The 11,335-nt window shown below is 55.1% G+C and carries 12 protein-coding genes; 5 read left to right on the top strand and 7 right to left on the bottom strand.

Going from position 1 to position 11,335, the window contains the following annotated elements; genetic code table 11:
- Window positions 1–5: 5 nt before the first annotated feature.
- Window positions 6–227 carry a hypothetical protein gene (locus LKE08_RS05590; RefSeq protein WP_324703213.1) on the bottom strand — a complete coding sequence of 74 codons (222 nt, stop codon included), beginning with the start codon at window positions 225–227 and terminating at the stop codon, window positions 6–8.
- A gap of 181 nt (window positions 228–408) precedes the next feature.
- On the opposite strand from LKE08_RS05590, the gene LKE08_RS05585 reads away from it, so the two are divergent.
- Window positions 409–1,317 carry a M23 family metallopeptidase gene (locus LKE08_RS05585; protein ID WP_324703212.1) on the top strand — a complete coding sequence of 303 codons (909 nt, stop codon included), beginning with the start codon at window positions 409–411 and terminating at the stop codon, window positions 1,315–1,317.
- 425 nt (window positions 1,318–1,742) lie between these two features.
- Window positions 1,743–2,300, top strand: a complete 558-nt coding sequence (locus LKE08_RS05580; RefSeq protein ID WP_324703211.1) for a late competence development ComFB family protein — start codon at window positions 1,743–1,745, stop codon at window positions 2,298–2,300.
- A gap of 81 nt (window positions 2,301–2,381) precedes the next feature.
- Here the strand turns inward: LKE08_RS05580 and psb29 are convergent, their stop codons facing one another.
- Window positions 2,382–3,119: a photosystem II biogenesis protein Psp29 gene (gene psb29 / locus LKE08_RS05575; RefSeq protein ID WP_324703210.1), complete on the bottom strand. Its 738-nt coding sequence runs from the start codon at window positions 3,117–3,119 to the stop codon at window positions 2,382–2,384.
- 348 nt (window positions 3,120–3,467) lie between these two features.
- Between psb29 and LKE08_RS05570 the strand changes: the two genes are divergently transcribed.
- The gene (locus LKE08_RS05570) at window positions 3,468–4,088 is read left to right on the top strand and encodes a chromophore lyase CpcT/CpeT (protein WP_324703209.1); all 621 of its coding nucleotides are present in this window, start codon (window positions 3,468–3,470) and stop codon (window positions 4,086–4,088) included.
- 21 nt (window positions 4,089–4,109) lie between these two features.
- Here LKE08_RS05570 and LKE08_RS05565 read toward each other — a convergent pair whose 3' ends face one another.
- Window positions 4,110–4,472, bottom strand: a complete 363-nt coding sequence (locus tag LKE08_RS05565) for an STAS domain-containing protein (RefSeq protein WP_324703208.1) — start codon at window positions 4,470–4,472, stop codon at window positions 4,110–4,112.
- 61 nt (window positions 4,473–4,533) lie between these two features.
- Complete coding sequence (hemF, locus tag LKE08_RS05560; protein ID WP_324703207.1) at window positions 4,534–5,577, bottom strand: oxygen-dependent coproporphyrinogen oxidase; 1,044 nt, start codon at window positions 5,575–5,577, stop codon at window positions 4,534–4,536.
- A gap of 400 nt (window positions 5,578–5,977) precedes the next feature.
- Between hemF and LKE08_RS05555 the strand changes: the two genes are divergently transcribed.
- Both LKE08_RS05555 and LKE08_RS05550 read left to right on the top strand, forming a co-directional pair.
- Window positions 5,978–7,048 (top strand): Mrp/NBP35 family ATP-binding protein, encoded by a 1,071-nt coding sequence (locus LKE08_RS05555; protein WP_324703206.1) that lies wholly within the window; start codon window positions 5,978–5,980, stop codon window positions 7,046–7,048.
- Between the two features lie 196 nt (window positions 7,049–7,244).
- A complete protein-coding gene (locus LKE08_RS05550) occupies window positions 7,245–7,442 on the top strand; it encodes an NAD(P)H dehydrogenase subunit NdhS (RefSeq protein ID WP_324703205.1) in 198 nt (65 codons plus the stop codon).
- A gap of 176 nt (window positions 7,443–7,618) precedes the next feature.
- Here the strand turns inward: LKE08_RS05550 and argF are convergent, their stop codons facing one another.
- From argF to LKE08_RS05535, 3 genes are all read right to left on the bottom strand, one after another.
- Window positions 7,619–8,542 (bottom strand): ornithine carbamoyltransferase, encoded by a 924-nt coding sequence (gene argF, locus LKE08_RS05545; protein ID WP_324703204.1) that lies wholly within the window; start codon window positions 8,540–8,542, stop codon window positions 7,619–7,621.
- A gap of 44 nt (window positions 8,543–8,586) precedes the next feature.
- Complete coding sequence (dusB, locus tag LKE08_RS05540; protein ID WP_324703203.1) at window positions 8,587–9,642, bottom strand: tRNA dihydrouridine synthase DusB; 1,056 nt, start codon at window positions 9,640–9,642, stop codon at window positions 8,587–8,589.
- A 223-nt stretch (window positions 9,643–9,865) separates the two neighbouring features.
- Complete coding sequence (locus LKE08_RS05535; RefSeq protein WP_324703202.1) at window positions 9,866–10,945, bottom strand: glycosyltransferase family 1 protein; 1,080 nt, start codon at window positions 10,943–10,945, stop codon at window positions 9,866–9,868.
- Between the last annotated feature and the right edge of the window lie 390 nt (window positions 10,946–11,335).

Below are 11,335 nucleotides of genomic sequence, written 5' to 3'. Positions count from 1 at the left end.
CAGCCCTACGTACAACTGCTGGTCATGCGATGGCTCAATTTGCAGAATAGATACCCCGTTTCGGGTTGAAATTCAAACGAAAAACGCCAGGGAGACAAGTCCCAATCCTCATCGTGGGGCCGCATTGTCCAGAAACAACCTTTCAATTCGGAACCTTGATACTCGCAGCCGGAAATTTCTTTATATTTGATTTTTTGAATCTCCGATAATCCTTGAAAATTCGTCATCGTTGTCGTTTATACTCATTCTTTGACCGCCAATTCAACCCGTTTAAATCCGATCGCAGCCCCTCCAATTCCTCTCCCCGTCCCCCGCGCCCCGGCGGCGAAGTTTCCGATGTCACCCCAAATACAATCTGATTGGATACAATAAACCGGATATCCACGATTCGAGTTAGCTGGCAGGTTGATGATCCAATTGCAAGAGTACGCTTTACCCGGCACCCGGAAACGCAGTCGGGGACTGCGACGCCTGACGGGCGGTTTCTGTTTGGCACTCGCCACCCTCGCCCTGATTTTATTGGCGAAACCCGCCGCAGCCTTTCAGGTGCAGGTGTCGCCCACTTCTCCCCAGTTGGGGGATACGATTTCGGTGGTGGCGAACGGCGCGAGTGGGGAACCGACGGTGACGATGGCGGGCAAAAATTACCCCATGTTCCCGATGGGAAACGGGCGCTATCGGGCGTTACTTCCCACGACACCACTGGACGCGCCAGGGCCGAAATCCCTGCAAATTAGCGACGGTAGCCGACAGAGTACGGTAAATGTCCAACTGCGCGATCGCTCCTTCCCCACCCAGTCTATCTGGCTACCCCCGGACAAGGAAAGTCTGACGGGGACGGATCTGGAGTTCGATCGCGTGGCGGAATTTAAAGCGATCGTCACCCCCGAAAAGTATTGGAACGGGCCGTTTGAGCGTCCGAGTTCCGGTTACGTCAGCACGATTTACGGTGTCCGGCGCTATTATAACGGCGAGTTTGCCGAAAATTATTACCATCGGGGCGTGGATTATGCGGCGGGAACCGGTTCCCCGGTCGTCGCCCCGGCCGCGGGCCGGGTGGCGTTGGTGGGGCGGGAGTCGGAGGGGTTTGAAATCCACGGCAACACCGTGGGCATCGACCACGGCCAGGGTGTCACCAGCATTTTTATTCACCTGAACCGGATCGACGTCCGGGAGGGGGAGATGGTGCGGGCTGGCCAGATCATCGGCGGGGTGGGGTCGTCCGGGGCTTCCACTGGGCCGCACCTGCACTGGGGCCTGTACGTCCACTCTCAGGCGGTCGATCCGGTGCCGTGGCGCTACGAGGGTGTCGATTGAGATGGGTGAGGGCGAATTGATTATTGAGAGCGACCGAATTTGATCGAGGGGCGGGGAGGACGGATGGCGGAGGATTTGCCAATTGTCCTTCCCTGAAAGATACTTTTAACGCCCGACAAACGTAGTACCATAGACAAAGATTCAGCGACATCTCAAGAGTCGATCGCCGTCAATTGAAAGAAATTGTCGTGGAATTGCCGGGCCCACCGAGTCTTTCCCATTCCACGGAGTTTGAGCAAGTCTTCGTTTTGGGGCATTTTGCTCGGTCATTTCGTGAGAGAACTGTTATCAAAGTCTGAAGGGTTGTTGGTTGGGTTCGGATAGCCAATTGTGGCGGTGATCGAGTTGCCCTTGTCGTCCGGAAGGGATGAGGCTTTAGACCCAATTTTGTGATAAAACTGATGTTGCGATCAGCTAGGAAGCTTATGAGCATTGAAAAAATTGTCGATCAAGCGTTGCAGGATGGTTATCTGACGCCGTCGATGGAGGCGGAGGTGGGGCGAATCTGCAATACGGCCTCGGAGTTGTCGATCGAGGAGTACATGGCTCTCGATCGCCTGATGGGTGCGCTGCTGACCGGGGAAGTGGTGGTATTGCCCCGCAAACAGTTTATCAACGTGATGGAAGAATTGGTTCTCAGCGAGGCGATCTCCCAGGCGGTTGAGATTGACAAGGACGGCGACCAATCTTTGGATGTGGGGGATATCGCCGCCTACGCCCTCAACCGGCTGCCGCCCCTCTACGCGACGACGGAGGAGGGCGCCCAGTACCAGCGATCGCGGGCCAAGGAAGAACTGCAAAGCCTGATTGCGAGCCAGGTCAAGGAGGCGATTGCCCGCAATTTAGACCGGGCTGCACAAAACCAGACGGTTTTAGGTCAGATCTCCGATACGCCTCTGTTGGAACAGATGAATATTTTGCTCAAAGCCTACGCCGCGGATTACGAACCCGACGACGAGAGCGAACCGAGTACGCCCAATTAGATGGAAACAGTGGCGGGTTCTCGGTTCCGGAGCCGGAAAGGGGGCCGCGATCGCCGAGTTCCCGCCTTCCCGTGTTCCGGTTTAAGAGTCGGAAACGGCTTCTTCCGCAGACTCGTTCGGGGATTCGTCGCCCGGAGCCGAGCCTGCCGCTTCTTTTTGGCGCTGTTCCCGCTTCTTGCGTTCGGCCTGGGTCAACTCGTCCATCGCGATCCGCGCCTGGGCGACTTTTTCCAGGTTGCTGCGGTACAGGTCGAGATCTTTGATCAGCTTGTCTTTGGGCAGGTTCAACCCCTCGCTCAGATGGCCGAGTACCGTTTCCAACCCTTCTTTGTCGGCGACTTGCTCCGGTTCGCTTTTTTCCACCAGGGTATACAAACCGATGGCGAACAGCCGGGAATATTTGAACTTGGGATGGGTGGCGACGGCGTGGAAGGTCTGCTGCAGGCGATCGCCCCCGGCGTTATCCCGGGCGGCTTTGGCCCGCTCCTGCAAATTGTTGACGGACTCGGCCGCGGCGATCGCTTCGACTTCTCTGGCATCCGCCCGATATTGCTGGGGATCGCTCTCTTGCGACCCGATCAAAGCCGTGTAAATGGACCCGACGTCGGCTTCCGGCTTGTACCCCTGCATGAAGCGATCGAATGCCGTAACGACACCGAGGGCATAGATGGGATCGTATTGGAAATCGACATTGACCGCCAACAGGTGCATCTCCACCATCAATTCCTCGACCACGCGACGGTAGATCGAGTTGATGGGGCGAGTGTGAATGTTGTAAAACGCTCGCTTGGTATCTGAAACAGTGCGGATGTTGTTCACAAGTCAATCTTAAGAGGGACTTAATATATTATTGTCCCCTGACAAGGTAAGTTTGCCAAGTCAAGGGGAGGGGCACAGGGGCAGAGGAGGCAACGGTCAAGCTTCGGTAAGCTTCGGTAAGCTTCGGTAAGCTTCGGTAAGCTTCGGTAAGCCGAGGAAGCTTCGGTAAGCTTCGGTAAGCTTCGGTAAGCAGAGGAGGCCGAGGAGGCAGAAAAGCTTCGCTTCCTATTGCCTGTTGCCTGTTGCCTGTTGCCTATTCCCTACACCCTACACCCTACACCCTACACCCTAATTCTCCCCACACCCCACACCCCACCGAGCACACCCCACCGAGCACACCCAAAAATTATGTTTCAACCACTGATAGCCTTAGCCACCTACATGGCGGGGGAATTTGAAAATCGGGAACAGGCGATCGCCGATCCGGCTTGGTACGTCCACCTGAAATTGTGGCAGCGGCCGATTCCCGCGCCTTTATTTGCCGGGGGGATCGGTTTCTTTGCGGAACAGGCGAGTCTGGTGAACGGCGAAAATCGCACCTATCGGCCCCGCATCTTGCATCTATTCGACCCCGGGGAGAATCCTGAAACCTTGCGGGTGCAGTATTATATGCCCGAGGATTTTGACGGGATTTTGGGGGCGGGGCGCGATCGCGATCGCCTCAAAACCCTCACCCCCGACCAATTGGAATTATTGCCCACCTGCGCCCTCGATGTCACCTGGGAGCGACTGGAGGGGGACGCCTACCGCTTCCGCACGGCCGCGCGATCGCAGTGCCGTTTCACCTACAAAAATCAAACCTACCGGGTCGATCTGGGATTTGAAGCCACCCCAGAGCAATTTCTCAGCTTCGATCGCGGCATCGACCCCGAAACGGGACAAGCAACCTGGGGCGCCCTGTTGGGACCGTACCAATTCATCAAGAACCGGGACTTCAGTGCTGAACTCCCGGCCGATTTCCAACCTTGAAATTTCACGAGGGGTTTTCCCTCAACTCGCCCGAACGCCGCCGTCGAGGGCTTCTTCTTCCGTCTCAAAAATCTCGAACACCGAATCCATCATCGTGACTTCAAACACGAGTTTGGCTTCCGGGTGAACGTTGCAGATGCGGAAGCTCCCCTTGACTTTATCAGCATCTCGCATTCCCGCGACCAAGGAAGTCAAGCCGGAACTGTCGATAAAGTTCACCTGACCCAAATTCACCACCACATGGCGGCTGAGTTTGGATATGCACTCTTGCAGCTTCAGGCGAAATTGCCAAGCCGTGGTGATATCCAAGCGCCCTGTCGGGGCTAATACGATGACTTTCGTGCCATCCTGGGTCGTATGTTCCTTTTGATCGATATGAATCACTGACCGTCCCCTCTGAAATTCTTGATCGTGCGATGGTTGCTTCTTTGACTGTAAGTTTAACTCAGACCCGGTGTTCGGGAGCAGTCCAGTTTGCCCAATCCTGGGGTTTCAAGAACGTCTCGTACAGTTCGGCTTCCGGCGTACCCGGTTCCGGTTGATAACCGTACTCCCATCTTACCAAAGGAGGCAGAGACATGAGAATCGATTCGGTGCGGCCTTTGGTTTGCAGGCCAAAAATGGTGCCGCGATCGTAGACCAGGTTAAATTCTACATATCTGCCCCGGCGATAGAGTTGGAAATTCCGTTCGCGATCGCCGTATTCCGTCGAGTTGCGGCGTTCGACGATGGGGACGTAGGAGGGGAGGAAGGATTTGCCGCACTCTTGGGCGAACGCGAATAGCTGTTCCCAATCTCGGGGTTCCGGGGCGCCGATGCGATCGCTGTAAACCGCCGCTTCACTTTCGCTGTGGGGTCCCCGGTAGAGTTTGCCCTCTCCCCCCTGGTAGTCGAAGAAAATCCCGCCGATTCCCCGGGCTTCGTCCCGGTGTTTCAGATAAAAATACTCGTCGCACCAGCGCTTGAACACGGGGTAATATTCGGAATGGTGGCGATCGCAGGCGGCTTTGAGGGTCTGGTGGAAGTGCGCCGCATCTTCCGGGAAAGGATAGTAGGGCGTCAGATCGGCGCCGCCGCCGAACCACCACACCGGGCCGGCTTCAAAATAGCGGTAATTCAGGTGAACCGTGGGGACGTAGGGGTTGCGGGGGTGGAGCACCATCGAAGTCCCCGTGGCATAAAATCCGTGCCCTTCCGCCTCCGGACGCTGGGCCAAAATCGAGGGCGGCAACTGTTTGCCCCACACTTCGGAAAAGTTGACCCCCCCCTGTTCAAATACGTTGCCGTCCCGGATCACCCGAGAACGGCCCCCGCCCCCCTCGGGACGTTCCCAGGCATCTTCCATAAAGGTTTGGGCACCGTCGAGTTGTTCCAACCCGGCACAGATCTCGTCCTGAATGTCTTTCATCCACGCGCTGACGCGATCGCGGGAATCGGCCGGGGGAGGGGCTTGGGGCGAAGCGGTCTCGGAAACTGGGGAAACTGTCATAAACGCATGAACCTCTAAATCTCGTCTGTCTGGCTGCCAACGAGCGCGAATCCAGCCAAACGATTTAATCTTCCCGGTATTGGGACGATCGCGTCAAGTTGTCTGTATTGGAAGTCCACATAACTTAACAAGAGAGGGTGTAGGGGGTAGGGTGTAGGGGGTAGGGAATTTGAGATTGTAGGGGCGCAAGGCTTGCGCCCTGATTTTAGATTCTTCCCACCTTGCCTCCTCCGCTTTTCAATAATCAAATCTTGGGAGTAAGATTGGTATTTCTTATCAAAGAGCGGTCGTGCAAGGTGGGAAACAGACGATACTCTAGATCTAGTCGTTAAAATTTTCGGTTTTAATCGTCTTTAATCGTCCGAATTGCTCCCATCAGATAGCCCGACACGCAAAAATTATGTCAGATCAGCTAGATGCCCGGTCCGTACTCGAAGTTTTAAAGCCGGTTCAAGACCCCGAACTGCAAAAGAGTTTGGTGGAATTGAACATGATCCGGAACGTGGAAATTGACGGGGGGGACGTCCGCTTCACCCTGGTCCTGACCACCCCGGCCTGTCCCCTGCGGGAGTTCATCGTGGAAGATTGCCAGAAGGCTGTCAAGCAGCTTCCCGGCGTGGAGACGGTGGAAGTGGAGGTGACGGCGGAAACGCCCCAGCAGAAATCGTTACCCGATCGCCAGGGGATCGAAGGGGTGCGGAATATTTTCGCCATCTCCAGCGGTAAAGGCGGGGTGGGGAAAAGCACCGTCGCCGTCAACGTGGCGGTTTCCCTGGCCCAGAGTGGCGCCAAGGTGGGGTTGATCGACGCGGATATCTACGGACCCAACGACCCGACTATGCTGGGTTTGGCGGACGCCCAGGTGATGGTCCAGCAGACGCCCCAGGGCGATCGCTTGGAACCGGCGTTCAACCACGGCGTCAAGTTGGTGTCGATGGCGTTTCTGATCGATCGCGATCAACCCGTGATTTGGCGTGGCCCGATGTTGAATGGGATCATCCGCCAGTTTCTCTACCAGGTGGACTGGGGAGAATTGGATTACCTGATCGTCGATATGCCGCCGGGAACCGGGGACGCCCAGTTGACCCTCGCCCAGGCGGTCCCGATGTCCGGGGCGGTGATCGTCACCACGCCGCAGGAGGTGTCCCTGCTCGACTCCCGCAAGGGGTTGAAAATGTTCGAGCAGTTGGGTGTCTCGATTTTGGGCATCGTGGAAAATATGAGCTATTTTATCCCGCCGGATCTGCCCGATCGCAAATACGATATTTTTGGTTCCGGGGGGGGACAGAAAACCGCCGATGAGTTGGGAATTCCCCTGTTGGGGGCGATCCCGATGGAAATGCCCGTCCGGGAAGGCGGCGACGCCGGGGTTCCGATCGTGGTTTCCGATCCTGAGTCGGTTTCAGCCAAGGAACTCAAAGCGATCGCCCAACAGATCGCGGCGCGGGTGTCCGTGGCGGCGCTGGCTTAAGTGCCTGGGGGTTCGCTGCGGCGAGCCCGAGAAACTGAGGGTGTAGGGTGTAGGGTGTAGGGTGTAGGGTGTGGGGAAGGGGAAAAAAACAGTCCTCATTGCCCGTCCCCTCGAACCTTCAATTTCGTACCTCACCGAGCGTTAGAAACGCTATAAACTTGGAGATATCAAAATTTAGATCAAGGGAAAAACAGCGATGATTTTGCCAGGTTCAGCAGTGCGGGTGGTCAATCCCGGCGATACCTATTATGAATTTCAGGGACAGGTGCAGCGGGTCGCCGACGGCAAAGCTGCGGTTTTATTTGAAGGGGGAAATTGGGACAAATTGGTGACGTTCCGCCTCTCCGAATTGGAAGCGATCGACACCACCGCCGGCCGGAAAGGGAAAAAGTAGGGTGTAGGGTGTAGGGTGTAGGGTGTAGGGTGTAGGGAAAAGAAACCGCACCCTCACCCAACTGCAAACGCGCGATCGCCCGTCGCCATAAAAATTTGGGGGAACGCAAAATCAACAATTATTAATTATTAATTGTTAATTATTAATTGTTAATTGTTTCCCCCTTTTTTGTCGGTTCAGTCGTCGGTTAATAAACTGGCCAACAGTGCTTTTTGGGCGTGCATCCGGTTTTCGGCCTGGTCCCAAACCCGCGATCGCGGGCCTTCGATCACCCCGTTGGTGATTTCTTCGTCCCGGTGGGCGGGCAGGCAGTGCAGAACGATCGCGTCGTCCGCCGCCGCCCCGACCAGTTTTTCATTGACTTGAAAAGGCATAAAAACGGGGATGCGATCGTCCGCCTCGGATTCCTGTCCCATACTCGCCCAGACGTCGGTATACAGGACGTTGCAATCCTTCGCCGCCTCCTGGGGATTATCGGTGACGCTCACCTCCGTTTTTCCGGATGCGATCGCCTTTGCCTGTTCGACAATTTCCGCGTCCGGCGGATATTTGGAAGGGGTGGCGATCCTGACGTTCATCCCCACCATCGCACAGCCCAACAACAGCGAATGAGCCATGTTATTTGCTCCGTCGCCGAAGTAGGTCAGGGTCAATCCCGCCATGCGGCCGAAACACTCTTGAACGGTCATCAAATCCGCCAATACCTGACAGGGATGTTCGCGATCAGTGAGGGCATTTATAACCGGAATTTCGGCAAAATTTGCGAAGGTTTCCAAGTCCTTTTGTTCAAAAGTTCGGATGGCGATCGCATCCAAATAGCGGCCCAAAACGCGGGCTGTATCAATCAATGGTTCCCCGCGACTCACTTGGGTGACGCTGGGATTCAGGTCGATCACCTGCCCCCCCAACTGATACATCGCCACGGAAAAACTGACGCGGGTGCGGGTCGAAGCCTTGGAAAACATCAACCCCAAAACCTTCCTTCGCTGGAGTTTCCGCATCCCCGATTTGAGTTGAATTGCCAGGGATAAAATACCGTGCAATTCCGCCGTACTCAAGTCGGCCAAACTCAGCAAATCTCGTCCTTTTAATGAGTCCATTTCTTGCCCCCTCTTGGCTGCAAATTTCCGTCCTGCGGCAACTCTCAGGCGGGTTGTCTGACGGGTGGGGAATCGAGTTCGGGTCGGTTTTGCTGCCGCAACTGAGCGATCGCACCGTCGAGCAACTCGCATCCCGCCTCCACCGTCTCGACCCGGGCCAGCCGTTCCCGCAGTTCGTTCGCTCCTGGGAAACCTTTAGCATACCAAGTCATGTGTTTTCGGGACTGATAAATTCCACGCTGCCCTTTGTACACCCAGAGTGCTTGCAAATGCTCCTTCGCACATTCCAGCCGCTCCGCCGCCGTCGGCAGTGCCTTGGTGCAGCCCGTTTTCAGGAAATGGTCGATCTCTCCCACCAAAAACGGATAACCGAGGGTTCCGCGAGAACACATCACCCCGTCCGCTCCCGTTTCTTGCAAACATTTCACCGCCGACTCCACGGAAATAATATCCCCGTTGGCGATAACGGGAATCGACAAACTTTCCTTAACTTTGGCGATCCATTCCCAATTCGCTTTTCCGGTGTAACCCTGGGCGCGGGTGCGTCCGTGGATGGTGATCATCTGCGCCCCGGCATCTTCCATCCGCCTGGAAAAGTCCAAAATATTGATTTCGCCATCGTCCCAGCCGATGCGGGTTTTTACAGTGATTGGAACCGCCACCGCTTCGACGAGCGATCGCACGATTTCTGCGGCGACTTCCGGCTGTCGCAACAGGGAAGAACCCCCGCCATTTTTGGTAATTTTATTGACGGGACACCCCATATTAATATCCACCGTATCCGCCCCCTCCGCGACCGCTTTCCGCGCCGCATCCGCCAAAAAATCCGGGCGGCAGTCGAACAGTTGGATGCTGATGGGACGTTCGCCGGGATCGATTTCCATGATGATCGGCAACTCCCGGACGTGGCGAATTTGGGAGGCGTGAACCATCTCGGTGTACATCATCGAAGTGGGGGCATAACGTCGCACCAGGCGCCGGAACACCAAGTCCGTGACGCCGGACAGGGGAGATTGCAGCACCCGGCTGTTGACTTCCAAATTGCCAATTTTCAGGGGTGCGGACAGGCGGTGTTTGAGTTCGGTTGGGAGCACGGACATTGGGGGTTCGGATTGATGCGATCGACAGGGCTCATTTATTATATCGCATTTTGTTGTAGGCAATAGGCAATAGGCAATAGGCGACAGGCGGGTTAGAGAGCGACTGTCCGGAGAGTCCTGGCAGTTGTTATAGAGAAGAAAGGCGGAAGGGCTAATTTCTCTGTGTCCCTCTGTGCCTCTGTGGTTCATTTTCCGAATTTTATTAGATTAGATGATTTCCGATTTACAAAAACCGTTCCAAAACCTCGGCGGTTTCCCGTCCGGTTTTCTCCCAGGAAAATTGGGTTGCCCTGGCGAGTCCCCGCTGGCGAAGTTGCGATCGCATTTGGGAATCGTCCGCCAAGGTTTTCATCGCTGCGGTTATTTCTTCGACGTGATAGGGATTGATTAATAGTGCCGCGTCTCCGGCGACTTCGGGGAGGGAGGACAGGTCGGACGTGATGACGGGAGTGCCGCAGGCCATCGCTTCCAAAACGGGAAATCCGAACCCCTCCCAAAGGCTGGGAAATACGAGGGCTATCGCACGATTGATGACTTGGGGTAATTCAGTCGCAGAAACGTAATCGAGAAATTTAATTCGTTGACTCAATCCCAATGTTTCTGCCTGTTGTTTCAATCGCGGCGTGTAGGTGTTGTCAGTCGGCCCCGCCAGCCACAATTCATAATCGCTATTATCGGATAATGCGGCAAATGCGTCGATCAGGCGGGGGAGATTTTTGTAGGAATCGTGCCTGCCGAGATAGAGGAAGTAGTTGTCGGCGGGGAGGTCGAGGAATTGAAAGCGATCGCGATCGTATCCCAGCAAAATCGGCGTTATTTTTTTGGCGGGAATTTCCAACATTTCGGTCAAGCTGTCCGCCGTCGATTGGGAATTGCAAATAATATGTTCGGCTTGCCTGAAAACGGCGGGAACGTAGGTCTTAAAATAGGCGGTCAGCCGCGAACCGGGACGGGGAAATTTCAGGGGGATTAAGTCGTGTGCCATGACGACAGACCGGCAGCGGGAATAGAGCGGCGCTTCCGGCAGGGGAGAAAAGAGCAAACTGGCGTTTAATTGTTGATAGAGAGAAGGTAATTTAAACTGCGTCCACAGCAGCCGTCTCAAATGTCCCTTCGTCCCTTCGTCGGGGGTCATGTTGTCGGGAATTTGATGGCATTGATAGCCGGGAATTTTATGTCCCGACAGCAATAGGGGATTTAGAGAATGCAGGTGGGGGAGGATGTTTTCTGCATAAACCGATATTCCGGTGGGTTTGGGGATTAAAACGGAGAGGTTGACGGCGAGTTTTTGAGATTCAGTCAAGGTTGTCAAATAATTGATCGATTTGATAGCACGACGGGAATGAGTTGGGACAGTCGGAAGATTTCACCACAGAGGCACAGAGGACACGGAGAAGTTATTTGTCCTCGTCAATATCCGGACTGCCACGATAGGCGGATTTTATCATAGATTGACGGTTTGCGGGGTGTGGCATACAGGTGATCAGCCGAAATTGTCGTTTTATCCCCCCCAGCCCCCCTTTGTAAGGGGGGATAATTAGGGAAAGTCCCCCTTTGTAAGCAGGAGAATTGGGGTGAAGTCCCCCTTACAAAGGGGGATTTAGGGGGATATTCCCCCTGTCATTAGAGGGAAAAATGCTGTCTTTAAAATTTGAATGATTTCCTGTCGGCAACTCGGCGAAGTCCATTCCAA

The organism is Lyngbya sp. CCY1209, assembly GCF_035615495.1.
Lineage (GTDB): Bacteria > Cyanobacteriota > Cyanobacteriia > Cyanobacteriales > Microcoleaceae > Limnospira.
The sequence above is the reverse complement of the archived record's forward strand: the minus strand, read 5'-3'. Positions and strand labels throughout refer to the sequence as shown.

Coding starts and splice junctions, on each gene's coding strand:
- LKE08_RS05590 (WP_324703213.1), bottom strand. CDS start 227: ATGACGAATTTTCAAGGATTATCGGAGATTCAAAAAATCAAATATAAA.
- LKE08_RS05585 (WP_324703212.1), top strand. CDS start 409: ATGATCCAATTGCAAGAGTACGCTTTACCCGGCACCCGGAAACGCAGT.
- LKE08_RS05580 (WP_324703211.1), top strand. CDS start 1,743: ATGAGCATTGAAAAAATTGTCGATCAAGCGTTGCAGGATGGTTATCTG.
- LKE08_RS05570 (WP_324703209.1), top strand. CDS start 3,468: ATGTTTCAACCACTGATAGCCTTAGCCACCTACATGGCGGGGGAATTT.
- hemF (WP_324703207.1), bottom strand. CDS start 5,577: ATGACAGTTTCCCCAGTTTCCGAGACCGCTTCGCCCCAAGCCCCTCCC.
- LKE08_RS05555 (WP_324703206.1), top strand. CDS start 5,978: ATGTCAGATCAGCTAGATGCCCGGTCCGTACTCGAAGTTTTAAAGCCG.
- LKE08_RS05550 (WP_324703205.1), top strand. CDS start 7,245: ATGATTTTGCCAGGTTCAGCAGTGCGGGTGGTCAATCCCGGCGATACC.
- argF (WP_324703204.1), bottom strand. CDS start 8,542: ATGGACTCATTAAAAGGACGAGATTTGCTGAGTTTGGCCGACTTGAGT.
- dusB (WP_324703203.1), bottom strand. CDS start 9,642: ATGTCCGTGCTCCCAACCGAACTCAAACACCGCCTGTCCGCACCCCTG.